Annotated in this window: 20 protein-coding genes; 6 read left to right on the top strand and 14 right to left on the bottom strand. The window is 62.7% G+C overall.

Annotation, left to right across the window (positions count from 1 at the left end; all coding sequences use genetic code 11):
- Nucleotides 1-16: 16 nt before the first annotated feature.
- From B5F27_RS01460 to B5F27_RS01445, 3 genes are all read left to right on the top strand, one after another.
- Entirely contained in the window at nt 17-871 is an 855-nt protein-coding gene (locus B5F27_RS01460; protein ID WP_087364154.1) for an SDR family oxidoreductase, read from the top strand.
- Between the two features lie 248 nt (nt 872-1,119).
- Nucleotides 1,120-2,796, top strand: coding sequence for a hypothetical protein (locus B5F27_RS01455; RefSeq protein WP_087364152.1), 1,677 nt, complete (start codon nt 1,120-1,122; stop codon nt 2,794-2,796).
- Nucleotides 2,797-3,066: 270 nt separating this feature from the next.
- Nucleotides 3,067-5,298: a glycoside hydrolase family 2 TIM barrel-domain containing protein gene (locus B5F27_RS01445; protein WP_087364148.1), complete on the top strand. Its 2,232-nt coding sequence runs from the start codon at nt 3,067-3,069 to the stop codon at nt 5,296-5,298.
- Here the strand turns inward: B5F27_RS01445 and B5F27_RS01440 are convergent.
- From B5F27_RS01440 to B5F27_RS01385, 13 genes are all read right to left on the bottom strand, one after another.
- Entirely contained in the window at nt 5,285-5,638 is a 354-nt protein-coding gene (locus tag B5F27_RS01440) for a hypothetical protein (RefSeq protein ID WP_087364146.1), read from the bottom strand. The two genes, B5F27_RS01445 and B5F27_RS01440, sit on opposite strands and share 14 nt — an antisense overlap.
- Before the next feature lie 14 nt (nt 5,639-5,652).
- Complete coding sequence (gene mgtA / locus B5F27_RS01435) at nt 5,653-8,049, bottom strand: magnesium-translocating P-type ATPase (RefSeq protein WP_343214622.1); 2,397 nt, start codon at nt 8,047-8,049, stop codon at nt 5,653-5,655.
- Between the two features lie 5 nt (nt 8,050-8,054).
- Complete coding sequence (locus B5F27_RS17465; RefSeq protein WP_343214621.1) at nt 8,055-8,303, bottom strand: cation-transporting P-type ATPase; 249 nt, start codon at nt 8,301-8,303, stop codon at nt 8,055-8,057.
- Between the two features lie 253 nt (nt 8,304-8,556).
- Nucleotides 8,557-9,825: a cell envelope biogenesis protein TolA gene (locus tag B5F27_RS01430; RefSeq protein WP_087364144.1), complete on the bottom strand. Its 1,269-nt coding sequence runs from the start codon at nt 9,823-9,825 to the stop codon at nt 8,557-8,559.
- A 15-nt stretch (nt 9,826-9,840) separates the two neighbouring features.
- Complete coding sequence (locus B5F27_RS01425) at nt 9,841-10,032, bottom strand: hypothetical protein (RefSeq protein ID WP_087248046.1); 192 nt, start codon at nt 10,030-10,032, stop codon at nt 9,841-9,843.
- A 20-nt stretch (nt 10,033-10,052) separates the two neighbouring features.
- Nucleotides 10,053-11,927, bottom strand: coding sequence for a hypothetical protein (locus B5F27_RS01420; protein WP_087364142.1), 1,875 nt, complete (start codon nt 11,925-11,927; stop codon nt 10,053-10,055).
- Nucleotides 11,928-11,940: 13 nt separating this feature from the next.
- Nucleotides 11,941-12,321, bottom strand: a complete 381-nt coding sequence (locus tag B5F27_RS01415; RefSeq protein ID WP_087364140.1) for a hypothetical protein — start codon at nt 12,319-12,321, stop codon at nt 11,941-11,943.
- 68 nt (nt 12,322-12,389) lie between these two features.
- Nucleotides 12,390-12,605: a hypothetical protein gene (locus B5F27_RS01410; protein WP_087364138.1), complete on the bottom strand. Its 216-nt coding sequence runs from the start codon at nt 12,603-12,605 to the stop codon at nt 12,390-12,392.
- Nucleotides 12,606-12,634: 29 nt separating this feature from the next.
- Nucleotides 12,635-13,672, bottom strand: coding sequence for a N4-gp56 family major capsid protein (locus tag B5F27_RS01405; RefSeq protein WP_087364136.1), 1,038 nt, complete (start codon nt 13,670-13,672; stop codon nt 12,635-12,637).
- Nucleotides 13,673-13,729: 57 nt separating this feature from the next.
- Nucleotides 13,730-14,665, bottom strand: coding sequence for a ribosomal-processing cysteine protease Prp (locus B5F27_RS01400; protein WP_087364134.1), 936 nt, complete (start codon nt 14,663-14,665; stop codon nt 13,730-13,732).
- Between the two features lie 6 nt (nt 14,666-14,671).
- Nucleotides 14,672-16,471, bottom strand: a complete 1,800-nt coding sequence (locus B5F27_RS01395) for a hypothetical protein (RefSeq protein WP_087364132.1) — start codon at nt 16,469-16,471, stop codon at nt 14,672-14,674.
- A 9-nt stretch (nt 16,472-16,480) separates the two neighbouring features.
- Nucleotides 16,481-17,926, bottom strand: a complete 1,446-nt coding sequence (locus tag B5F27_RS01390) for a phage terminase large subunit (RefSeq protein WP_164488766.1) — start codon at nt 17,924-17,926, stop codon at nt 16,481-16,483.
- Nucleotides 17,923-18,198, bottom strand: a complete 276-nt coding sequence (locus tag B5F27_RS01385; RefSeq protein ID WP_087248059.1) for a hypothetical protein — start codon at nt 18,196-18,198, stop codon at nt 17,923-17,925. The genes B5F27_RS01390 and B5F27_RS01385 overlap by 4 nt, the downstream gene beginning before the upstream one ends.
- Nucleotides 18,199-18,400: 202 nt before the next feature.
- Between B5F27_RS01385 and B5F27_RS01380 the strand changes: the two genes are divergently transcribed.
- The 3 genes from B5F27_RS01380 to B5F27_RS01370 all read left to right on the top strand — a co-directional run bounded on the left by B5F27_RS01380 (nt 18,401) and on the right by B5F27_RS01370 (nt 23,084).
- Nucleotides 18,401-20,755: an AraC family transcriptional regulator gene (locus B5F27_RS01380; RefSeq protein ID WP_087364130.1), complete on the top strand. Its 2,355-nt coding sequence runs from the start codon at nt 18,401-18,403 to the stop codon at nt 20,753-20,755.
- A 134-nt stretch (nt 20,756-20,889) separates the two neighbouring features.
- On the top strand, nt 20,890-22,233 hold the full coding sequence (locus tag B5F27_RS01375) for an extracellular solute-binding protein (RefSeq protein ID WP_087364128.1): 1,344 nt from the start codon (nt 20,890-20,892) through the stop codon (nt 22,231-22,233).
- A 2-nt stretch (nt 22,234-22,235) separates the two neighbouring features.
- A complete protein-coding gene (locus B5F27_RS01370; RefSeq protein ID WP_087246524.1) occupies nt 22,236-23,084 on the top strand; it encodes a carbohydrate ABC transporter permease in 849 nt (282 codons plus the stop codon).
- A gap of 127 nt (nt 23,085-23,211) precedes the next feature.
- On the opposite strand, the gene B5F27_RS01365 is transcribed toward B5F27_RS01370, so the two are convergent.
- Nucleotides 23,212-24,144 (bottom strand): carbohydrate kinase, encoded by a 933-nt coding sequence (locus B5F27_RS01365; RefSeq protein WP_087364126.1) that lies wholly within the window; start codon nt 24,142-24,144, stop codon nt 23,212-23,214.
- Nucleotides 24,145-24,155: the final 11 nt, after the last annotated feature.

Raw genomic sequence — 24,155 nt, 5'->3', positions numbered from 1 at the left:
ACAGGAGGAACACAGGATGCAGAAAAACGTATTGGATACCGACCTCACCGGCAAAGTCGCCGTGGTCACCGGCGCGGGCGGTGTGCTCTGCTCGGACATGGCCAAGGTTCTGGCCCGGGCCGGGGCCAAGGTGGCCCTGCTGAACCGCACCGCCTCCAAGGCCCAGGTCTACGCCGATGAAATCACCGCCGAGGGCGGCGTGGCCAAGGCCTACCCCTGCAACGTGGTGGATGCAGCCAGCTGCCAGGCCGCCGCGGCCCAGGTGCTGGCCGACTTCGGCCCCTGCGACATCCTGGTCAACGGCGCCGGCGGCAACAACCCCAAGGCCACCACCGACAAGGAATACTATGAGGACGGCGACATCACCGACGAGAACGTCCGCAGCTTCTTTGACCTGTCCCCCGAGGCGGTGACCGGGGTCTTTGACCTGAACTTCCTGGGCACCATCCTGCCCACCCAGGCCTTTGTGCCCCAGATGCTGGGCCGCTCCGGCTGCTGCATCCTGAACATCTCCAGCATGAACGCCCACATCCCCCTGACCAAAATCCCCGCCTACTCGGGGGCCAAGGCGGCGGTGAGCAACCTGACCGAATGGCTGGCGGTGCATTTCAGCCGCCAGGGCATCCGGGTCAACGCCATCGCCCCCGGCTTCTTCGCCGCCGGGCAGAACAAGCAGCTCCTCTACAACGAGGACGGCACCCCCACCGCCCGCACCGGCAAGATTCTTGCCGCCACCCCCATGGGCCGCTTCGGCGACAGCGCCGAGCTGGAGGGCGCGCTGCTGTTCCTGGTGAACGACAAGGCCGCCAGCTTCATCACCGGCGTCACCCTGCCGGTGGACGGCGGATTCTCGGCCTACTCCGGCGTATAAAACCCTGCGGGACCCTATTTTTCATCCCCCGCGCCTGGCTTGCCCCGGGCGCGGGGGCTTTTTTGCGCCCAAACAAAAACCGTCCGGAAAAGTGTACCTTTCCGGACGGGATGTTTGGACATCTGTCATGTAAAATTATACCAGAAAAAGATCCTGATATCAATCCATTTAAAGGAATAAACTGCCCCCTTTGAGACGTCCGGAAAGGTACACTTTTCCGAATAGACCAATCAAAGGAGGAAACCATCATGCTTGCGAAAAAAGTCACGGCGCTGTTTGTGTCGGCGGCGCTGGTCCTCGCCCTGCTGGCGGGCTGCGGCGGCAGCAAAGCCCTGTCTCAGGTGATCGCCGACCTGCTCAGCGGCCTGTACACCAATGTGGACGTAGAAGTGGACAGCGACCTCACCGCCGCCCTGAAAAAGGCGGCCGCCGAGGGCGGCACCGAGGACGAAATCCTCACCCGGCTGGTGAACAACCTGAACATCACCGGCGGCAGCATCACCTTCACCCGGCTGGGGGATGGCCAGCAGGGGGACCACGGCGTGGATCTGGTGTTCCAGACCGGCAGCGACCCCGACGCCGCCGCCCGCAGCGCCCTGGCCCAGTGGGCCAGCGTCTTTGGCTCCCTGCCCGATGACGGCAGCTACCGCGCCCATGTCTCCATGATCGAGGGCGAGAATGGCTATTACATCGCGGTGGACGTGGAGGTGCTCAAGGCCGGCACCCCCGACAAGGGCGACTCCGGCCCCAGCCTCGGTCCCAACGACGTGGGATACGAGGACGACGACTATTCTGTTGAGTGGGCGGATGAGTCGAGCGGCCAGAAACTTTTCAAGGTCAAGACTGCCACCGGCCTGATCGCCTGGGCCAACTATGTCCGCGCCGGAAACTGGAACACCAACTGCACCCTGGAAGAAGAAGCAAATATTGATCTTACAACTACAGGTAACTGGGAGCCCATCGGCACAGACGATAACAACGCATACACCGGCATCTTTGACGGCAACGGCAAGACCATCACGGGGCTGACCATAAACAATGTCAGCGAAAATGTTAATGTGGGCATGTTTGCCTATAATAACGGTATTGTAAAGAATTTGACGCTGAATGAAGCAACCATCAAAAACGATTTAAGTGTCAATTCTGTTGGCATAGTAGTGGGCGAAAACTTGGGCACCATCACCGGCTGCTCTGTCTCGGGCACTGTCAGCCATACAGCAACGGGGGGCGCTGTCGGCGGTGTAGCAGGGTCGAACTACGGTACCATTACCGATTGTTCTATGGAAAATGGCAGTGTTATTGGTGATAACAGCACCGTTGGCGGTCTGATAGGCCTCAATCCCTCCACTGACATCGTCGACAACTGTCATGTTTCCAATGTCACGGTTCAAGGCAGTGCCGCTGGCGGGCTGGTGGGCGAGAACGCCACTTTCCAAAACAGCATCACAGGCTGCTGGGTGGAGAACGGGAGCGTTACCGGCAGCGCCTGTGCCGGCGGCGTGGTAGGCCGTAATGAAGGAGAAATTATCGCCTGCTACCATATAAACGGTTCGATTTCTCGCTCTGGTTCAGCCAGCTCTAGTGCATTCGGCGGTGTAGCAGGAAACAACACTGTAAACGGTAAACTCACCGCCTGCTACCACTCGGGCAGCGATATCTCTGGTTCTACCAATTATACAGGCGGCGTGGTGGGCAATAACCTAAATAGAAACACCGCATCAATCACCGCCTGCTACTGGAGCGGCTACAATGGCAAGGGCACTGGTACCCTCTCTAGCAACAAAAAGGGCGTCACCCAGGTGACAAATGATGGTGATGGAGACACCGTAACTTGGGCAGAAGCGCTTGAAGGGTTAAATAATGCCGCCAGTGCTTCCGGCTATCAGTTTGACGGTATGATGGACGCCCCCTTTCTGTCGAAGTAAACAACTGTAATCCCGTAAAGAATCTATATTTCAGCCCCCGCCCCGTTCACCCATGGGGCGGGGGCCTTTTTGCGCCGGTTTTTAAGCATTTTATAAACATTGTCTAAATCCATCCTCCATAGCACAAAAATTATACGGAACTTTCCCAAAATATTCCTACCGTCTTTTTCCACGGGATGATATACTAAAGCCAGTACAAAGGAATGCACGGCGCCGGCCCGGTCCGCCGCTGTGCCCGACTGTTTCTTGATTTGAAAGGAGCCATGACCCATGCGCACAACCACACTCCTCACCTCTGCCCGCTTCTCCAAGGGCGGCGAGCCCTTTGCCACGGTCGCACTTCCCCACACCTGGAACGCGAAGGACGGCCAGGACGGCGGCAACGACTACTGGCGCGGCGTCGGCACCTATGAGATTGCAATTCCCGACCCCACCGACGGCAAACGTCAGTTCATCGAGTTCAAGGGCGCCAACCATGTGGCCACCGTCTACTGCAACGGCCGCCTGATGGGCGAGCACAAGGGCGGTTTCTCCACCTTCCGCTTTGACCTGACCCCCGCCATGAAGCCCACCGGCAACGTGGTGCGTGTGGACGTGTCCAACGCTGTGTCGGACATCTACCCCCAGACCGCAGACTTCACCTTCTTCGGCGGCCTGTACCGCGAGGTCAGCTTTATTGAGACTTCCCCCGCCCACTTCGACCTGATGAAGGGCGGCACCAGCGCCGTGTTCGTCACCCCCATGGTCTCCGGCACCACCCGTCTGGACCTGTTCCCGGTGGAGGCTGAGGGCTGCACCGTCAGCGTGGACCTGAAGGACGCCGACGGCGCCGTGGTGGCCTCCGGCTCGGCCCCCGCCGAGCCCCACCTGGTCATGACCCTGGCGGTCAAGGCCCCCCACCTGTGGAACGGTATGGCCGATCCCTACTGCTACACCGCCGAGGCATCCATCACCCGCGGCGAGGAAGTGCTGGACACCGTGGCTGTGGACTACGGCTACCGCTCCTTCCACGTGGACCCCAACACCGGCTTCTGGCTCAACGGCAAGAACGTGCCTCTGCACGGCGTCGCCCGCCACCAGGACCGTCTGGACAAGGGCTGGGCCATCAGCCGCGCCGACCACGAGGAGGACATCGCCCTGATTAAGGAAGTGGGCGCCAACACCGTCCGTCTGGCCCACTATCAGCACGACCAGCACTTCTACGACCTGTGCGACCACACCGGTTTCGTGGTCTGGGCCGAGATCCCCTTCATCAGCCGCTTCATCCCCGGCAAGGAGGCCCACGACAACACCATCAGCCAGATGACCGAGCTCATCAGCCAGAACTACAACCATCCCTCCATCTTCTTCTGGGGCATTTCCAACGAAATCCTCATCGGCAAGGACCGCGAGGACCTGCGCCGGAACCTGCGTGAGCTGAATGCCCTGGCCAAGCGGATGGACCCCAGCCGCATGACCACCATGGCCCAGGTTTCCATGACCCCCATGGAGAGCGAGCACAACACCATCACCGACGTGGTCAGCTACAACCACTATTTCGGCTGGTACTTCGGCGAGGCCTCCGACAACGGCCCCTGGCTGGACAAGTTCCACGCCCTGTACCCCGACCGCTGCCTGGGCGTGTCCGAGTACGGCTCGGAGGCCATCACCAAGTGGCACTCCGCCTACCCTGAGAACCACGACTACACCGAGGAGTACGCCTGCGAGTATCACCACGAGATGCTCAAGACCTTCGCCACCCGTCCCTACCTGTGGGCCACCCACCTGTGGAATATGTTTGACTTCGCCGCCGACGGCCGCGACGAGGGCGGCATCCAGGGCCGCAACAACAAGGGCCTGGTGACCTACGACCGCAAGCTCAAGAAGGACGCCTTCTATATCTACCAGGCCTACTGGACCACCGAGCCCATGATGCACGTCTGCGGCGAGCGGTTTGTGGACCGCGCCCCCGGCGAGCGGAACGTCACCGTCTACACCAACTGCCCCAACGTCACCCTGGTGGTGAACGGCGTGGAGGTTGCCACCCTGCCCGCTGAGGATCACGCCGCCGTGTTCAAGGATGTGGCCCTGAACGACGGCCCCAACACCGTCACCGCCAAGTGCGGCGACGTCACCGCCAACACCATCACCCTGAACGGTGTGGCCGAGCACAACTACGCCTACGACCTGCCCGAGGGCAACGACGCCGCCAACTGGTTTGACGACCCCGCCGCCCGCGCTGCCCGCAAGCCTCTGGATTACCCCGAGGGCTTCTACTCCATCAAGGACCGGGTGGTGGATCTGCTGGCCAACAGCGAGACCGCTGCCGTCATCCATGACGCCATGCAGGTCTTTGCCAAGAGCAGCATGATGAGCATGATGGGCAACGACAAGGAGGACGATCAGGGCGGCATCATGGGCACCATGCGCCTGAGCGACATGATGAAGATGGCCAGCAAGTCCTTCTCCTCCGACGTCAAGCGCCAGATCAACGAGGCTCTGACCAAGATCAAGAAGAACTGATTTCCTTTCCTACCTCAATTTTCCTCTCCATTTCATTTTTCCTTTCTTTTCCAATCCTTACGGGAGCGGGCGTACTCTGGCGGGTACGCCCGCTTTCCATTTCCGCCGCAAAACAAAAAGCAATAGCCGAACGCATCCTTTCTGCGCATCGGCTATTGCTTTTCTTTTCCCCCTCGCCCAGTTCCAGCATGAGGGAGCCGGCGGTGCCGTCCATCAGGTCCCTGAGCCCTTCGGACAGTTCCTGTGCGCTGGGCGCGGCGATTTTGGACTTTTGCAGCTGTTCCAGCATCCACCGGACCAGAGAGGAATCCAGAGCGACAAACGCAATATTCTTTTTCATGTCCGGTTCCTCCCTCACAGCAGTTCATGATATCGCCGGATATACCACTTTTTGGCCAGCGTGACCCACAGCAGATACAGCAGAACCGTCCCCGCCAGAAACACGAAATAGACCGGCGGCAAGGCGGTCATCCCCATCCATTCCCCCAGCGGGGTGAAGGTGAGGAGGGTGAAAAGCGCTGTGCCCAGCAGGGTGACCAGCATGACGGGCCGGGACGGCCGGCTCTGCACCAGCGGAACGTTCCGGGTCCGCAGCAGATGGAGAATCAGCACCTGGGTCCACATGGACTCCAGAAACCACCCCGTCTGAAACAGCAGGATAAAGTGGACCTGTTCCACGCCCTGCAGGTGGGAAAATCCGCCGCCGCAAACCGAGGGGCACAGGACAAAGAACAGATACCCAAAGGTGGAAATATCAAAAAAGGAGCTGATGGGCCCAAAGAAGCGCATAAAGCGTCCCAGGGTCCGGCCCGACCATTCCAGCGGCCTCGCGCAGGCGGCCTCGTCCACATGATCCCACGGAAGGGCGAGGCACAAAAGATCATACAGCAGATTCAAAAGCAGCAGCTGCAGGGAGGTCATGGGGAAAAAGGGCAGAAAGACGCTGGCGATCACGATGGAAAAAATATTCCCGAAGTTGGAGGACGCGGTGATTTTGATGTACTTTGACACGTTGGCGAAAGCTTTGCGGCCCTCCTGGATGCCTTCCTCCAGCACGTTCAGGTCTTTTTTCAGCAGCACCACATCGGCGGCTTCCTTGACCGCCTCGGCGGCGGTGTCCACCGAGATCCCCACATCCGACTCCACCACCGCCGGCAGGTCGTTCATGCCGTCCCCCAGAAAGCCCACCGTGTGCCCGTTGGCCCGGAGGGTCTGCACCACCTGGACCTTCTGTTTGGGGGACAGCTCGGAAAACACTGCGGTGCGCTCGATGGCCACCGGCCTTTCGTTGTCGGTAAGCCGTTCCAGCTCTTCCCCCGTCAGGTTGCGGGCTGTGTCGATTCCCAGCCGGCGGCAGATGGAAACCGCCACATCCCGGTTGTCCCCCGTCAGCACCCGCACATCCACCTGCAGTTTCTGCAGCCGGCCGATGGCCGCGGCGGCGCTCTGTTTGGGCGCATCAAAAAACGCCAGATACCCCAGCAGAATCAGCCCGTTTTCGTCCTCTCCCGACAGCCGGTCCCGCTGCATCGGCTTATACGCCACCGCCAGGACCTTCATGCCGTCTTCCAGCATGTCGTCCACAATGGCGTGGACGCTGGCGCTGCCCTCGCCTCCCATGCTGCGGCGCTCTCCCTTGTACTCAATCCAGCTGCAGCGGCGGCATACCTCGCGAATGCTGCCCTTCACCAGCAGCAGCTTTTCCTCCCCGCGCCCCACCAGCACGCTGGCAAACCTTCGCTCGTGGTCGAAAGGAAGCTCGTCCAGCTTTTGGTACTGCCCTTCCAGCTCCTGATAATGGATCCGGTGCCCCGGCATTTTCCGGCACCGGACCACGGCCTCGTCCAGATGGTTTTTCACCCCGGTGTGATAAAGGCTGTTCAGATACCCAAAGTCCAGCACCGCCTGGCTCTCGTTGCCCAGGATGTCCATGTAATATTCCAGAGCGATCTGGTCCCCGGTCAATGTTCCGGTCTTGTCGGTGCAGAGGATGTCCATGGCGCCGAAGTTCTGGATCGAGTTCAGGTTCTTGACGATGGTCTGCTTTTTGCCCATGGCGGCGCTGCCTTTGGCCAGACAGGCGTTGATGACCATGGGCAGCATTTCCGGGGTCAGGCCCACCGCCACCGACAGGGCAAACAGAAAAGCCGAAATCCAGTCCCCTTTGGTCAGCCCGCAGGCCATGAACACCACCGGGATCAAAACCGCCATAAAGCGGATCAGCACCCACGCAATGGAATTGGCTCCCTGGTCAAAGCCGTTTTTCCGGTGGGATTCCGCGGTGGAGAAGCCGCCGTACACGGTATCCTCTCCCACCGCCAGCACAATGCCCTCCCCGGTGCCGCCGGTGACCGACGATCCCATGAACACCAGGTTGCTGCAGTCGGCATAGGACCGGGCCTGTCCCCGGGGCAGAACGCCGGCGCTTTTTTCCACAATGGCGCTCTCCCCCGTCAGGACCGACTGGGACACAAACAGATCCTTGGCCGCGGTCAGCCGGATATCCGCCGGGACCCGGTCCCCGGCCAGCAGGCGCACCTGATCCCCCACCACCAGCTCCGTTGAGGAGAGCTTCACCCATTGGCCGTCCCGGAGCACCAGCACGGCGGAGGAAACCATCTGGGTCAGATGGTCGGCGATGCGCTTGGCCCGGAGTTCCTGTACAAAGCGGACCACGCCGCTGGTCAGCAGCATCCCCAAAATAATCACCGGCGTGGTGACGTTGCGGCTGAAATTGGACACCAGCACCACATCGGTCAAAAGGAGATCACCGCCAGCACAAACAGAATCACCGTGAAGGGATTGACAAAAGCCCGCCGCAGCCGGTAGAAAACCGTGTCGGCGGTGCGCCCCGACAAAACATTTTCTCCGTACCGGGCGCGGCTTTTTTCCACCTGTTCCTCACTGTAGCCCTGCTCGGAAATATGAAACGTCCTGTACAGCGCGCCGATGTCCGCCTGTGCGTCATCCAGCACACGCCGATGGACCATGGAAAGCTTTTTCATCTGTCTCACCTCAGTAGGTTTGGTTCGGTCCTGTGTACCGTGTATTATAACATAAAATCCGCGCCGATACTTCGAGGGAAATCTTGCTTTTTTCTTACTTTGCCCGCCGCGGGAACTGTCTGCGTTTTTCCCTCGTCCATGGCGGAAACGCAGAAAACCGGCGTGCCGTCTCTCCGCGAAACAACACGCCGGTTTCTTTTGACGCTTCTGTCCGCCTCCCACCCCCTAGGGGGCGCGAAAGGCCCGCCGGGAATTATCGCTCTTCCCGCATGGCGTCAAACATATCCTTGATTTCGTCGATGCTGTACCCCTGGGACCGCATCTGCCGGGCAAAGGTCAGGTAATCCATGCCGCCCGCGGTGCCCGAAGCGGAGGACCCGCCGCTGGAGCCCGAACCGCTCTTGCTGCCCGAGCCGGAACTGCCCGAGCTGCCCGAACCCGAGGCCTTGGAGGCCGCCCGCATGCTGGCGGCGGCCGCCTCCTGCTGGGCCTGGGTGCGCTTGAGCTCCCATTCACCCTGGGCGATGGCCAGCTTCTGGCTGGTGACGTCGTTGTCAAACTGCTGCTGGGCCAGGGCATCCTGATACTTCTGGGCGGCGGTCTGGTCCTCGTAGGACTGCTGGGCCAGACTGTCCTGACGGAGCTGTTCCTGCATCTGCTGGTTCCATGCCGCGTCGGCCCGGTCGGCCTCGTAGTCCCGGCTGTCGGCGTACATGCTGTAGCCCGCCTGGGCCAGATTGCTGAACAGGGAACCCAGGCCGGTGGTGCCGCTGATGGCCAGCTGGGCCACGTTGCCCAGCAGACCCAGCACGCTCATGACGTTGTTGAAGGTCTGCTGGCGGCGGCTGGCCTCCGCCTCTTCCTCCTGGGTGTAGTAGCCGTACAGGTCGTTCAGGTTGGCCAGGTAGTTGGTGTACTGGGCGTAGTCCTGGGCATAGGCGCTCTCGTAGGCGTCCTGCTTCTGTTCCAGCTGGGTGTAATAGTCGTCCAGCTGACGGTAGTACAGATCCTGGGCGTTCTGCTCCTGGGTGTTCAGGGCGCTGATCTGATTCATCAGCATATCCCCTTCGCTGGTGTAGCTGTCCAGGGCCAGATTGTACAGGGTGGGGATCACGCTGTTCAGCCCGTTCATCTGCTGCTGATAGGCCTGCTGGGCCGCGCTGGTGGCGTAGCTGGAACCATAGCCGCCGGTCAGGGAGGCGGCCTGGGCGGCCGCGTCGGTGCTGGCGTTGTGGGCGTTCTGGCGGTAGGTCTGGGCGTACTGCCGGTACAGCGGGTCGGAGGCGTAGTTATAGGAGAAACTCTCCTGGGACATGGCCTTGTCCAGCAGACTGTTGATCTGGTCCTGGTACTGGCTCTGGTAGGCGCCGGGCCGGCTGGCCTGCCACTGTTCCAGGGCGCTGGCCGCGTTGTTCACCGCCTCCCCTGGCTTGTACTGGGCCGAGGCCAGCGCCTGCTGCACGTCGCTTTTGCTGTTGAGGCCCTGGGTGCTGTAGGGGTCATTTTTGCGATTGGTTGCCATCTGGCTCCCCCTTTCTCACTGCCCGTTCCCCTGGAGCTGGCTTCGCAGCCCCTCCGAGAGGTTGTCGGTGTCGATATTGGTCAAAACATACTGTAACTGTTCCTGCATCTGATAGAGGTAGTTGCGGATCACCCGCGCATCCTCCGGGTTCATGCTGTCGCTCAGCCGGGGCAGGCCCAGCTTGCTCAGCCCTGCAATGCTTGCCATAGGCTAAAAGCTCCTTTCGTTTACAGTCCGCCCCGGGCGGCGGCCATGGTGCGGCTGACGCTGCGAAGGGTCAGCTGTCCGGTGCCGGTCAGCTGAAGGCGGAGGGTGTCGTGGCGGCGGGGAACCAGGGGGATGCACAGCTTTTCCTTTTCATCCCGGGTGCGGGCGGCGGCCAGCTTTTCCCAGGGTCCGCCGTCGCAGCTGGCCCACACTTCCAGCCAGGTCCCCGGCTGGGCGTCCAGCCGCAGGGTCAGCCGGGAGAGGTACTTGTCCTCGCCGTCGTCCAGGCCGATGTCCCCCGTCACCATCTGGAAGGGGATGCCGGTTTCCGCCTGACCCTCCCCTTCGGCGGTCATGACGGCATCCTCGTCCCGGGCCGGGCCCGCCGCCCAGAGGGTCGCGCCGTCCCAGAGATAGAGCTGCCGCCCGCTGGACATCATGTCCAGGGTGCCGGACGCCCCGGGGTCCTCCTGATGCCACAGGCCCCGCTCGGTGTCGTACACCAGCAGCCGGCCTCCCTGGTCGGTGCCCAGCCAGAGGTAATACCGCCCGTCCAGCCATCCGCCGGCGGCCTGCCGGACGGCGGCCAGACCCTCCGGGTCCAGCACGCCGGATACCTTCACCGGCAGACTGCCGTCCCAGGCCATCACCCCCTCGGGGGAGAGATAGTACAGGGTCTCGTTGATGACGCAGAGGCTCCCGGCGGCGTTCTTGGCCACGCCGCGGCACCGCAGGGAACTGAGCTGAAAGTCGGAGGGCTTGGTGCCGCAGAGCTTGTGGAGGGTGTTCTCCTTGAAAAACAGCACATACCCCATGCAGGTGGCCGCGCCGGTAAACCGTCCGTCGCTGCCCACCGTCACCGCATAGCTGTCGGCGGCGGTGTTCCGGTAGGAGAACCAGTTGGTGGGGTCTCCCAGCTTGCAGGAGTAGATCACATTTTCCCCGCTGGAACAGCCCCAGACCCGGTTGTCGCACTCGGTCAGATAGTCCATGTCGGGCACCCGGCGGGTGCACTGGATGGGGCTTTCCACCGTATAGGACAGGGTGTTTTTGCCGTCCAGGCTGGTCCATGTGGCCTCTTTGCCGGTCTGCAGCACCCGCCCGTAGAAGTGTTCGCCTCCCGGCGTCACCTGGACCATCAGCCAGTCATCGCTGACGTCGTAGAGGATTTTCTCCCCGTCCAGGTCATCGCACACCCCGGCGGCCGAGGCGGCGGTGCCCTCCACCGTGACGGTGTCCCACACCGCAAAGTTTTTTCCGATCCCCTCGGCGTTGATCCGGCAGTAGTCCAGGGTCACCGAAGTCCACCGCTCCAGCGAGCTGCTGTAGACTTCCAGCACCCCGTCGGCGTTCCAGGGGCTGGACTGGCTCACCACTTTCAGGAACACCTCCCCGTCCTCGGGGCTTTCGGGCTCGGCCAGCCCCCAGCTCTGGACGGTGTAGGTGTTGCCCTCGGCGTCGCAGGGGGTCATCTCGATGGAGGCGCCCCCGCCGCCCCAGGAAGCCCCCAGGGGCTTGAGGGTGCCGTCGGCGGTGTCAAAGGTTTTCTTGTCGGGGAAAATCAGCACCTGGGTGCCGATGCCCACCAGAATCTTTTTCCCCTCCTCCAGCACGCCGCTGAGGTTCACCGGCTCGTCCCCGCTGTCGGGGGTGTAGGTCAGCCCACCCTTGCGGATGAGGAGAAAGCCGTTCAGATGGTACATCCCGTCCACGCTGTCCAGCTCCCGCAGCCGGCGGCGGGGGGTCCGTGTGGACAGGGCCGGGAAATCCCGGCTGGAAAAATTCTTCCCCGCCGCATACTCTGCCTCGGTGCAGCCGAAGGTCTCGTTCAGGCCCCCGAACACCCGCATCTGCTGGCGGCTGTTTTTGAGGGAGGGCAGTTCAGGCAGATACATACCGCTCCCCCCTTTACCACCGCACCGAGCGGGGCGCAGGCCGGAAACTGCGCCGCAGCCAGACCGCAAACTCGCCCAGCACCGCATTGCAGCGGGACATCTCGCCGCTGTAGCGGTCGTTTTCCCCCAGGGCTGCGTCCACCATGGCGGACAGATAGTGGGGGTACATCCCGTCAAAGGGGAACGGAACCAGCAGTTCCGCGCTGTCCGCCAGCCCGTCGGTCCAGAGCAGGTCTGCCCCCACCCCGTCGAATCCGTCTGCGCCGGCGGGTTCCAAAAGCCGGGTGCGGATTTCCCCGTCCTCCCTGCGCAGCCATTCCTTCATGGTTTCTTCGCCGATCTCACAGCCCGGGCGCAGCGCCCTGGCCTGGTTGATGGCCTCGCCTGCCGTCATCTGCAAGCCTCCTTTCTTTGAAAAAGAGCCCGGCACACCGGTCTGTGGCTGTGCCGGGCTGATTCAGTTTACTTTCCTGCCGCGTCCTCGGCCGCCGCAATGCGGGCGGCGGTCAGATCGTCCTGGCGCTGGCTGTGTTCCAGCACCTCGGCCACCGCCCGGGGCACCTCCACTTCCACGCCCCGGCGAATCTTGTAGTTGACGCCGTTGACGCTGACGAACAGGTCGCCCTTGTAGCGGCCGTTGTCCTTAAACAGGCGGATGCGGACCTTATCCTCTGCCATAGGTCATTTCTCCTTTCTGCCGTTCTGGCTCAGTTGGCGGCTGCCGAAGCCGAATAGCTGGACAGGCTCTCGATGCGGACCATGTACTGTTCCACCAGACGCTCGGCGGCGCGCATGCCCTTCCAGCCCACCGAAGCGCGCTGGTTCAGGGGATCGTCACCATAGCCCAGCTGCTTGACGATGTGCTCCAGGCCGCCGCCCTCCAGCTCGGTGACGCCGTAGGCGTGGGCGCCCAGCACCAGGGTGCCGAACACGGCGTAATGGTCGCCGCCGTTGGCGGGGCAGGTCTCGTCCTTCCAGATCTTGGCCTCGCTGGTCTCAATGAAGCGGATGTTGCCCAGCTTACCGATCTCGCCGCGGTACATGGCCTCGGGGTCAGCGTACTTGTGGACCTCGATCCACTCTTTGCTGGTCTTGAGGTCGTAGGCGGCGTAGGGATGGATGATGGCCACATAGCTGTCGCCCAGGGTGTCGGCGTTCATGGCGCCCAGCTGGGCGGCTGCCTGGAAGAACAGCTTGGGGGTCAGCTTGCAGTCCAGGGTCAGAGCGGAACGGCTGCTGACGGGGGTCTCGGTGCCGTCCTCGGCCACCTTGGGTGCATAGATGACGTTGGTGCCGCCGGCCAGAACGTCACGGGTCAGGGTGTCCAGGGTGCGGCCCGCCTGGCTGGCCAGAATGCGGGTGGCCTGCACCACGTTGTTGTCGATGGCGGTCATCTGCAGCACGTCGGTCAGAGGGGTCCAGCCGCCGTACTGGTGCAGATCGCTCTTGATGGTGGAGACGGTCAGGCTCTGGCCGTCGGGGGTGACGCCCTCGGTCAGAGGGGTGGTAGCCTTGGGCAGGCTGTCATACTTGCGGAACTCGATGGTCTTGCCGCCGCCCACCGGCATGGGGTAGTAGTCGGCGAACTGGTCGTGGACCAGCCGGGGCTCGGCCTGGTCGATCAGACGCTTCTCATAGAAGGTCTTCATCTCGGCGGTCATGCCCGAGGCGGAGGTGGTGTTCTGCAGCTGGCTGGATGCGTCGGCAAAGAACTGCAGGTCAAAGGGGATTTCGTTCTGATTCATAAAGTCGTCCTTTCTTTATCGTGCCATGCCGGCCGAAGCCGGCGCGTATCCTGAAACTTACAGCCGGATCTTGGCCCCGTGGAGAGCTTCCCGCTCGATGGCCTCCCGCTGGGCCCGGCTCATCCGGCTCACGTCGGGGGCGGTGGTGACGGCGGCCTTGCTGTGGATGCCGTTTTCGGCGGGGCGTGCGCCCCGCTCCTGGACCCGGTTCACCACCCCCTGTTCCACGGTGCGGGCGGTGCCGGCCATCAGCTGGTCATAAAAGGCCGCATGGTAGGCCTCCTGCATCCGCATCCCGGGCATCCGCATCATCCGGCGCATGGCGGGGCTTTTCAGCGCCTCACGGAACGAGAACTTGGGGTCGCCCCGGCGCAGCTCGGCCTCCTCCCGGGCCCACTGGCGGTGAAGCGCCCGGATGAACCGGCCCACCTCGCCAATGCCCATCATAGGCTCCCGGCGGGGCTGTTCCTGGGGCCGCAGAGGGGCTGCGTCCTTGGGCTGGGCCGGGGGTTCCTGGGTTTCCTCCGCCTTTTTGCGGCGGCCCATGGTCCCCTCCGCCATGGCCTGGCGCTGCTGCTCCCGGCTGAGGGCGGGGCCCTTTTTGTCCTTCTTGGCAAAGAGCTGCAGGTCGATCATCCCCTCCTCTCCCCGGCTGCTGGTGTCGGCAAACCGCAGGTTGTCGGGGTACCGCTCGGCCAGCAGGGCAAAGCCCGCCTTGGCCAAGTCAAACCCGCCGGCCATCCGCTGATTTTCCCGGGCGTCGGGGCCGGGCTGGGCGGTAATCACCACCCGGGGACCCTCGGGGCCGTCGGACGCGGTACAGGCGGCCTGCTCGGCCTCCGCCGTCATCCAGACCAGGGCCTGCGTCAGAATGCTGGCCCCGGCGCAGACAATGTCCTGGCCTGCGGGGGCGTAGCCGGCGTGCCCCTTGACCTCCAGCCGCCGGGTCACCCCGGCGGGGCCGTCCAGCTCGCTGTAAATTGCTTGGATCATCCGTTGTTACCTCCTTGTGTTGGTGTTCATGGCCCGGGCTGCGGCGGCTGTGGGGCTGGGGCTCTGGGCCGCCTTGACCGTCCGGGTGCCGGCGGCCTTCTGCCGTCCGGCCGACCGGACCATTCCGGCGGCCTGGGTCAGCCGGGCCAGCTGCTGCTGGGCCATCTGCAGCTGACGGGCCATGGTGCCGTTCTGCCGCACCCGCTGGCGGACTTTCTCGATCCCTTCAAAGTCCATCATTTCCAGGGCGGCCAGAGCGGCGTCGGCGTTGGCCGGGTTGAAGAAGCCCAGCTGGTAGCATTCCTTGGCGGTCTCGTTCTGGGTCAGGCGGCTGAAGGTGGACTTTTTGGCCGCCGAGATGGTGATGTCAAACACCGGCTCCCGGCTGCCCAGCTCCACGCCGCCCACGCTGGCGGCCGGCACGGCCCGCAGCGCTGCGCCGCTGAACGGGACAAAGACGTTCTGTCCCTTCTCCCCCGTAATGCGAAAGACCCGTTCCTCGTCGTAGAACTGCCGCATCAGGTCGATGACCAGATAGCACTCCTTGGCAAACGCCCGGTACGCGCTCTTGAGCATATCCCGGGACAGTTTGCTGCCGGCCTCCTGCAGGGCCGCAATGGCCGAAGCCGCCGTCACGCCGCCCGAGGTTCCGCCCTGGCTGATGTCCCGGTTGCCGCTGATTTCCTTCAGCTCGTCCACCCGGCTGTTGCGGTAGGTGATGGAGCTGGACTGCAGCCCCGCGGTCTGAAGCTGATGAAAGGTGTCGTCGTTGAGCCGGCCGGTCACATGGATGATGTCCCGGCCAAAGTCGGCCAGCTCTTCTTCGTTGACCCCGGCGGAATCGCTGAGGACATACCGCTGTTTGGACGCCAGCAGGACGTTTTCGTCCATGGCCTGGTTCATCTTGTCGATGGAATTCTGGCAGTCCTTCATGATGTCGATGTACCCGAAGCCCGCCGGGCTGTCCTCCTCCTGAAACAGCACGTCAAAGACAAAGGGGTACTTGCCGTGGTCGTAGAAGCCTTTTTCGGCCAGACGGGGGTCGTTTTCGCTGGCATAGAGAACGATCCCGTTGCAGAACTTGCAGTAGTGGACCAGTTCCTTGCCGCCGGGGCCCGGCTTTTTGTAGTACCAGTCCACCACCACGCTCTTGTCGGTGGTGTCGATGCTGTCGTCGTGGATGTACCGGGCCGCATCGATGGTGCCGCCGGTGCGGCCCCGCAGCTGGGGCCAGCGGGCGGCCAGCTGGTCCGAATCCTCCAGGCTCAGGCTGAAAAAGTGGGGGCTGTCCTGGATGTCCATAATGCCCGGCTCCCAGTAGAGCATCAGCAGGTTCATGGACCGGATGGCGATTTCGCCCATGCCGCCCCGGGCGGTGGGGTCCCAGAAGATGCCCTTGACGCCGGTGCCCTGCTTGAGCTTGCGCCACCAGCTGTCCGAATAGACCTGTTCGTAGTCGGCCTGTTCCAGCACCACCGGCAGAATGCTGGACAGCATCCGGGCGGTGTTTTCGTCGTCGGCGGCCCGGGGCAGGACGTTGGGCTCGGGGTAGTTGTCCATGGCGTCGGCGTGCTTGCTGGCGATGGAGTTGAACAGCCACCCGCTGGAGGGCTGGGGCTTGCCCTCCATCATCCGGTTTTTGTACTGCTTCCAGTGGGCCATCCGGAACCACAGCTCGTTGTCGATGAGACGCCGGTCCAGCGCCGCCTTGCCGGCCTTGTACTTGTGCAGAATGCGTTCTGCCTCGGCGGCCTGTTCCGGCCCGATGGGCGGTGCGGCCTGGATCTGAATTTCCTGTTCGTGCATGGTTTCACCTCATATTCTGTAGAATGCTGTTTTCTTGCGGGGCCGCAGGTCCAGCGGGTCGTCGGGCGGAGGCGCCGGCGCAGGCCGCACCGGCGGGCTGATGGGGTTTTCCATCAGGACATACCGGCACTCGTCGTAGATGTGGTCCTCCTGACGGGAATCCACATCCTCCACGTTGCTCTCGTCGTACACCAGGGAGGGGATGGTGCGGATAAAGTGCTTGCAGGTGCTGAACACCTGGAACATGGGCCGCCCCTCCCCGTCGAAGGCCAGACGGTAGTGCATCTGCATCTTGCCGGCCAGACGGGTGTTGTCCGCCCCCGACCAGTGGATGCAGGCGGGGGGCCGCTCCATCATGGCGGCAATGCTCTCCCCCCGGCTCTCGTCGAAGATGGCCGGGTCGGCCACTCCGCGGATCACCCGACCCCGGAGAACCGGGTCGTTCTGTTCCGCCTCCCGGATGCGCCGGGCCTGTTCCACCGGGTCCAGCCGCAGACCCTCGTTGGGGCGGCCGGTGCAGCCGTACAGCTCCTTGATCCGGTAGATCCGGCCGTCCTCGTCCACCGCGTACCACCCCACCGAGAAGGGCCGTGAATACCCGAAGTCGTATCCCCGCCAGATCCGCCAGTGTTTGGGGATCTCGAAGGGTTCCACCACATGGGTCCATCGCTGGTCCCGGTAGTGTTCGGGGTCGTTGCGCCACTCGGTGAACACCTGACCCGAAAAGCTGTCCCAGCTGCCGTAGAGCAGCGCCTGCTTTTCGGCCTCCGGCAGGGCGGCCAGACTGGCCAGATACCCCGGGTCGTTGGCCAGCAGGGCGGGGTTGTCAAAGACGCTGGAAGGGATGAACACCCTGGCCCGGGTGAAGGTCCGGGTGGTGCCGTCGGGCATCCGCACCTGGTAGTCCTCCAAAATGGGGGTGCCAGCGGGGGCGGGGGTGATGAACCGCTCTTTGACCCAGCCGTGGCCCACCCCGCCGGGGTTGGTGGTGGCCCGCATATACACCCGGGTGCCGGGCCCGGTGGGACGGTTCCGGCTCATCATGTAGCTGTACTCCTCCCATTCAAAGTGGGTCAGCTCATCAAAGCCGATGAAGTCGAAGGCCTTGCCCTGGTAGTTGGTGCGGTCCTTGGTGTACTGCATGGACCCGAAGTAGATCTTGGCCCCGCTGGGGAAAATCCAGACGTGGGCGGTGGCATTGTACTGGGCGTCGGGAAAAGCCCGCCGGTAGTAGTTCATGCTCTTGTCCACCAGGTCGCTCAGCTGGGGGAAGGTCTTGCGCAAAATCAGAGCCCGGTAGTGGGGGATGTCCACCTGCCGCAGCGCCTCGATCACCAGCGCGTCGCTCTTTCCCCCGCCGGCCGCGCCCCCATAAAGGGCTTCCGGCTCGCTGCGCTCCATAAACGCCCGCTGCCGGGGCTGGGGCTGCCAGATAATGGGGGCCTGCCGGTTCATGTTGATTCCTCCTTTCCCGGCTCCACCGGCGGCAGCAGCACCACGCCGCACTCCGGCCCGCCGCTCTCGCCGCCCTGCTCGCTCAGGCTTCTGGCCACGGCCGCCAGGTCCTTGAGCACCGCTGTGATTTCCTTGAGGGCCTTCATGTCCCCCGGCCCGCCCTCCTGACGCCGCCGCTGGTCCAAAGCCCTTGCCTCCTGCACCAGCAGGCCGCTCAGCAAATCGGTGGTCCGCTGCAAGTCTGACAGGCTGCCGTTCTTTTTTCTCGCCATCGTTTCGCTCCTTTCTGCCGTTTCCCGGCCGCCTGACAACATCCTACCACCGTTTTTGCGTTTCCCCCAGTGTGTCCTTTTGGCTCCCTTTTTCGCTTGCAAAAGCCGCAAAAAAATGCCCCCAAAGGGCCCTTTGTGAAAAAGTTTGCAAACCCTTATAACAGACTGCAAAACAACTTCCAGAGCCTTTGGGGGAGATTTTATGGCGCGCACAAAAAAGCAGTCGGTGCTTAAACAGCTTTATTTCCGCAGCTTCATCATTCTGGTGGTGATTCCTCTTCTGGTGGTGTTCATCGGAGCTTTCAGCATTGTCAGCTACCTGATCCGGGCCGCCTCCATCGAGACCATCGACGCCTTCCAGGAGAGCGTCGCCTCGGTCCTTCAGACCGACGTGCGGACAGCCTCTTTGCAGCTGTCCCACTTTGTGTACGTCAACGACGGGGAGTTCCCCGCCATGGCCGCCCAGGTGTACGACTCGGCCGGGACGGTGCAGTATTACACCACCAGCCAGCAGCTGGAGCGGGCCTTTCACACCGCCATGACCCCGTCGGAGGACATTCTGGGCGGGATGTTCTATATGCGGGACGGCGGCAGCATCTACATGAACAAAGAGATCATGCTCACCTCCAGCGAGGTCCGCGCCGCCTCCTGGTATACGGCGGCCCAGGCCTCTCCCAATCAGGTGCGCATCGGCGGCTACGACACCAGCCGGGTCCGGCTGACCTATCCCGGCCAGAAGAACAACGTCTTTGTCCTGGTCACCGCCATGGCCCTGGACCGCTCGGTGGACAAAAGCAATCAGATTGACCTGATGGCCTTTTTCACCGCCACCCAGGCCGGCGACGTCATCCGCCGGGCCCGGGGCCGCAGCGAGCTGGGCTCCACCGTTCTGCTGGACGAGACGGGCCATGTCCTTTACGGCGACTTCGGCAGCGACGCCCTGCGGGACTTCTTCTCCCAGCACGCCGGGGAGTTCACCCCCGGCAGCAAGAGCCTGCGGGCGCCCCTGCGCCCCGACGGCAGCACCGCCGGATTTTTGTTCCGCACCCGCTCCATCCCCGACACCGGGTGGACGGTGGTCACCTTTGTGGAGGAACGGCTGCTGACCCAGGGGTTCCATATGGTGGGCGGACTGCTGCTTTTGGTGGTGGCCCTGCTGCTGGGTCTGTTCTGTGTGTTCTCCCTGTACTTCCTCAACGCCATTGTGGTGCCGGTCCAGACGGTGGTCCAGGGGATGCGCCAGCTGGAAAACAACAATCTGGACGTCCAGGTCCAGCCCAGCGGCCACCAGGAAATCCGGGATCTGATGGACTCCTTCAACCAGATGGTCCTGAGCCTGAAAAACATGCTGGCCATCAACGCCGAGGCCCAGCGCCGCAAGCATACCGCCGAGATGCAGGCCCTACAGAGCCAGATCAACCCCCATTTCGTGGTCAACAGCCTCAACTCCATCCGGTTCATGGCCCAGGTGGCGGGCTACGACGGCATCCGGGATATGGCGGCGGCCTTTTCGGTCCAGAACTTTCCCCAGGTGGCCCAGCGGTACGGCGGGGAGGTGCGGGAGCGGATGCAGCGCCCCATGCTGGAGCTGGTGCGCCAGATTCCCCGCCTCAGCAATCATGGGGTCATCCGGGCTATCGATCCCTCCTACTATGAGCTGTACTATCGGGTCAGCGATCCCCTGCGGGTTCAGAGCACGGTGGACCTGGCCGTCCGCCAGATCCAGCACGTCTGGAAAGACATGATGAACCTGGAGGTGGCGGTGGGGGTCAGCGAGATGGTCCCCCACACCGAAGCGGTCCAGGCGGCCCGGCAGTGCGCCGGGCTCTGTGCCCTGGCCCAGCTGCGGGGCCCCGGCTCCATCTGCACCCAGTGGCGGTATGGAGCCCTGGCCGGGCTCTGCGCCCGGGAGGCCCCCGCCTGCGCGCCCCTTCTGGACGCTCTGTGGGGCGACAATCCCCAGGAACTTCAGCGGGAGGCCGCCGCCTGGTTTGTGGGCCTGCGGGGAGAGACCGGCGAAAGCCACACCGGCCGGTGCGCCGCCCTGCTGGCGGGGCTGAGCCATCGCCTGGCCCAGTACGGCCAGAGCCTGGGTGCCATCCTGCCCGAACAGCCCGACCTGCTGGGGGTCCTGCAGCAGATGGAATCCGCCCGGGAGCGGGAGCTCTGGCTCCATGGGATTCTCCGCCGGGTCCGCACCGCCTGCACCGCCGGCGCCAGCCAGGCCCAGCCCGACGTCATGGAGCGGGCCCGGGCCTTCATCCGGGACAATTTCGTCAACCCCGAACTGACCCTAAAGACGGTGGCCGACTATGTGGGCTTCAACGAAAAATATTTCAGCACCCGCTTTGCCAAGGAGTGCGGCTGCACCTTCATCAGCTATCTGAACGGGCTGCGGATCGAGCAGGCCGGCCAGCTGCTGCTCCAGACCGACATGAAAATTTATGAAGTCTGTGAGGCGGTGGGCTACCACAATGTTGAGCACTTTAACCATGTTTTCAAGAAAAAGACGGGCGTAACGCCCAAAATCTACCGTCAATCGGGTGAAAATATCTGAAAAAACATCAAGAAATCCAACCCGAGTTCCTATTTTCCTCCCGGTGCGGCTGCTATACTATAGACAACGTAAGGAGAGGACGGACCGACACGCAGCCGTCCTTGTGCCCCACAAGAAAGAGGAGGATCTGAACAATGAAGAAGATTTCACGCCGCTCGTTTCTGAAGGTTGCCGGCGCTGCTGCCGCCACCATGGGTCTGGCCGCCTGCGGCGGTTCCCAGAGCACCACTGCTGCTTCGGGCGGAGCTGCAGCAGGCAGCGAGCTCTCGGGCGAACTGGTTTTCACCATCTGGGACAACAACCTGATGGAATACATCGACTCCAACGACATGGTGGGCAAGTTCCAGGAGAAGTACCCCGACGCTGAAATCGAAGTGGAAAAGATCAAGGACGACAGCGAGTACTGGAACGCCATGAAGATGCGCGCCTCGGCCAACCAGCTGCCCGACGTCATGTTCAACAAGCCCTTCACCCTGTCCCGGTTCAAGGATTACCTGCTGGACCTGTCCGACACCGAGGCCGCCAAGAACAACACCCTGGCCGCCGGCTACGCCGTGGACGGCAAAATTCTGGGCGTTCCCATGACCGCCGGCTACGAGTACGTCTACTACTGGAAGGATATGTTTGAGGAAGCCGGCGTGGAAGTTCCCACCACCTGGGGCGACTTCCAGGCCGCAGCCACCAAACTGCAGGACCACTTCGGCGCATCCGACCCCGACTTTATGGCCATTGCCCTGGGCGCCAAGGACGAGTGGCCCGACTACCCCTTCATGGAGTTCATGCCCGCTCTGGTGAACGGCAACGGCCAGAACTGGAACGACATGGCCAAGGTGGACGCACCCTTTGCAGAGGGCACCGACATCAACATCGCCTATCACCGGATTTATGACCTGTTCACCAGCGGCGTCTTCGGCAAGGACCCCCTGGGCCTGGGCAACGATCAGGCAACCACCCTCTTCGCCCAGAAGAAGGCCGCCATCATCGCGCTGGGCGACTGGGGCCTGCAGAACATCGAGAACGGCGCAGAGAGCATCGATCAGCTGGGCGCCTTCTATCTGCCGGTCCGCGAGAGCGAGAGCGAACCCTTCCGCTACATCGTCCAGGGCGACAGCTTCATGGGCGTGACCACCCACTCCAAGAACCCCGAGCTGGCCCGCGCCTTCATCGAGTGGTTCTACAGCGAGGACTGGTATCCCGGCTACATCGCCTACATTTCCAGCGCCTCCTCCATGAGCAACTTCCCCAAGGACAAGGACCCCGTCCTGGCTGAGGCCGACGCAGCCCAGCCGGATGGCGAGATGGTCATGTACGACGGCGGCGGCGACGACTTCACCGCCATTCAGAACGAGATCGCCTTCACCTTCTCCAACTTCGGTCTGGCCTCCACCATGGCGGTGGCCATCATGGTGCTGATCATCGTGATTTACGTCATCCAGAATAAAATCATCCACGGCGTGATCTTAAAGGAGGACAAGTGAAGATGCTGAACCAGCGTTCTCCCCGCGCCATTCTGGCGCAGTTCCTCAAGCAGCTGGTCTGCCTGAGCATGACCCTCATCGTCATCACCCCCATTTTGCTGACCGTCTTTGCCGCCCTGAAAACCAAGGGCGACATGGTCAACACCTCTCCCCTGATGCTGCCCCCCTTTGACCGGATCACCCTGGAGAACTTCCAGACCGTTCTGAGCAACAAGTATCTTTGGATCGGCTTCAAAAACACCCTTATCATCCTGGCGGTCAGCCTGATTTTCAACGTGCTGCTGGGCACCATCACCGCCTTTATCATCGAGCGCTTTACCTTCCGTGGCAAAAAGGTGATTGTGGGCCTGTTCTTTGCCGGCATGCTGGTGCCCACCTTCGTCACCGAGATTGCCCGCTTCAAGATCATCAACGGTCTGGGCCTGTACAACACCCTGGGCGCCCCCATCCTGATCTACATTGCCTCCGACCTGATGCAGCTGTACATCTACCGCCAGTTCATCTCCACCATTCCCCCGGCTCTGGACGAAAGCGCCCTGCTGGACGGCTGCAGCTACTTCCAGCTGTTCGCCCGGATCATCTTCCCCCTGCTGGCCCCGGCCACCGCCACCGTGGTCATCATCAAGGCCATCGTCATTATCAACGACATGTACATCCCCTACCTGTACATGCCCAAGAACAAATTGCGGACCCTCACCACCTTCCTGATGGACTACGCCAACGCCCAGCAGGGCTCCTGGCAGTCCCTGGCGGCGGGCATCGTCATCATCATGCTGCCCACCATCCTGATTTACATCTTCTTCCAGCGCTATATTCTGGCCGGCGTCGCTGCCGGAGCTGTCAAGGAATAAGGCGCAACGTTCCTTTCTTCTCCCGTCCCGCGGGCCGGCCCCCGCCGGCCGCGCAAAAAACCGGACTTCACAGCCTCGTGAAGTCCGGTTTTTGTTGTCCTGTTTTCTTTTTGGGTTGGGTCGGCCGTTATCCCTCCACCTCGGCCAGGGTGGGCATGGCGGGGATGGCTCCGCGGCGGCTGGTGGTGATGCTGGCGGCCCGGTTGGCGAAAGCCAGAATCTGTTCCAGCTTCTCTACAGAGAGGGCGTTCAGATCCTCTTTGCACAGCTTGGACAGCGCCGCGCCAAAGAAGGTATCTCCGGCGCCGTTGGTGTCCCCCACCTTGCAGGGGACGCCGGCCACATGGCCGGTGGTGTCTCCCATCCGGTAAAAGACGCCGTCGGGACCCAGGGTGACAAAGATCAGCCGGATGCCCTGCCGGGCCAGCTGGGCGGTGCCCTTGGCGCAGTCAGTGGTCCCGGTCAGGAGGGGCAGCTCCTCATCCGACACCTTGAGGATGTCCACCATCTCCAGAGGCGTCTTCATCTGGGCCACAGCGGTCTCCGGGTCGGGCCAGAGGTTGGCGCGGTAGTTGGGATCGTATGTAATGACGGCGCCCATGGCTTTGGCGCGGCGCACCGCGTCCAGGGTGGCAGACCGGGAGGGGTCTGCCGTCAGGCTCACCGAGCCGAAGTGCACCATGGTGGCGCCCTGCAGGGCCTGGTCGGGGATGTCCTCCGCCGTCAGCATGACGTCGGCGTTGGCGCTGCGGTAAAAGCTGAAATCCCGCTCGCCCGACGCATCCACTGAGACCACCGCCATGGTGGTGGGGTGAGCGCGGTCCACCGCCACACCCGACACGTCCACCTTGTTCTCCTCCAGCACCTCGGTCAGGTAGCGGCCAAAGGCATCCGCCCCCACCTTGCCGATGAATGCGGTTTTTGCGCCCAGCCGGGCCGCCGCCACCGCCAGATTGGCGGGCGCGCCGCCGGGGTTGGCCGCAAACTGGGGGATTCCCTGTTCGTTCCGTCCGGTCTGGGTCAGGTCGATCAAGACCTCACCAATCGTTACAATGTCCATTTGCAGCATCT

Source organism: Faecalibacterium sp. An192 (assembly GCF_002160175.1).
Lineage (GTDB): Bacteria > Bacillota > Clostridia > Oscillospirales > Ruminococcaceae > Faecalibacterium.
The sequence above is the reverse complement of the archived record's forward strand: the minus strand, read 5'-3'. Positions and strand labels throughout refer to the sequence as shown.

Excerpts from the sequence above, each read along its gene's own strand:
- B5F27_RS01460 (WP_087364154.1), top strand. The coding sequence starts at position 17 with ATGCAGAAAAACGTATTGGATACCGACCTCACCGGCAAAGTCGCCGTG.
- B5F27_RS01455 (WP_087364152.1), top strand. The coding sequence starts at position 1,120 with ATGCTTGCGAAAAAAGTCACGGCGCTGTTTGTGTCGGCGGCGCTGGTC.
- B5F27_RS01445 (WP_087364148.1), top strand. The coding sequence starts at position 3,067 with ATGCGCACAACCACACTCCTCACCTCTGCCCGCTTCTCCAAGGGCGGC.
- B5F27_RS01440 (WP_087364146.1), bottom strand. The coding sequence starts at position 5,638 with ATGAAAAAGAATATTGCGTTTGTCGCTCTGGATTCCTCTCTGGTCCGG.
- B5F27_RS17465 (WP_343214621.1), bottom strand. The coding sequence starts at position 8,303 with ATGAAAAAGCTTTCCATGGTCCATCGGCGTGTGCTGGATGACGCACAG.
- B5F27_RS01430 (WP_087364144.1), bottom strand. The coding sequence starts at position 9,825 with ATGGCAACCAATCGCAAAAATGACCCCTACAGCACCCAGGGCCTCAAC.
- B5F27_RS01425 (WP_087248046.1), bottom strand. The coding sequence starts at position 10,032 with ATGGCAAGCATTGCAGGGCTGAGCAAGCTGGGCCTGCCCCGGCTGAGC.
- B5F27_RS01420 (WP_087364142.1), bottom strand. The coding sequence starts at position 11,927 with ATGTATCTGCCTGAACTGCCCTCCCTCAAAAACAGCCGCCAGCAGATG.
- B5F27_RS01415 (WP_087364140.1), bottom strand. The coding sequence starts at position 12,321 with ATGACGGCAGGCGAGGCCATCAACCAGGCCAGGGCGCTGCGCCCGGGC.
- B5F27_RS01410 (WP_087364138.1), bottom strand. The coding sequence starts at position 12,605 with ATGGCAGAGGATAAGGTCCGCATCCGCCTGTTTAAGGACAACGGCCGC.
- B5F27_RS01405 (WP_087364136.1), bottom strand. The coding sequence starts at position 13,672 with ATGAATCAGAACGAAATCCCCTTTGACCTGCAGTTCTTTGCCGACGCA.
- B5F27_RS01400 (WP_087364134.1), bottom strand. The coding sequence starts at position 14,665 with ATGATCCAAGCAATTTACAGCGAGCTGGACGGCCCCGCCGGGGTGACC.
- B5F27_RS01395 (WP_087364132.1), bottom strand. The coding sequence starts at position 16,471 with ATGCACGAACAGGAAATTCAGATCCAGGCCGCACCGCCCATCGGGCCG.
- B5F27_RS01390 (WP_164488766.1), bottom strand. The coding sequence starts at position 17,926 with ATGAACCGGCAGGCCCCCATTATCTGGCAGCCCCAGCCCCGGCAGCGG.
- B5F27_RS01385 (WP_087248059.1), bottom strand. The coding sequence starts at position 18,198 with ATGGCGAGAAAAAAGAACGGCAGCCTGTCAGACTTGCAGCGGACCACC.
- B5F27_RS01380 (WP_087364130.1), top strand. The coding sequence starts at position 18,401 with ATGGCGCGCACAAAAAAGCAGTCGGTGCTTAAACAGCTTTATTTCCGC.
- B5F27_RS01375 (WP_087364128.1), top strand. The coding sequence starts at position 20,890 with ATGAAGAAGATTTCACGCCGCTCGTTTCTGAAGGTTGCCGGCGCTGCT.
- B5F27_RS01370 (WP_087246524.1), top strand. The coding sequence starts at position 22,236 with ATGCTGAACCAGCGTTCTCCCCGCGCCATTCTGGCGCAGTTCCTCAAG.
- B5F27_RS01365 (WP_087364126.1), bottom strand. The coding sequence starts at position 24,144 with ATGGACATTGTAACGATTGGTGAGGTCTTGATCGACCTGACCCAGACC.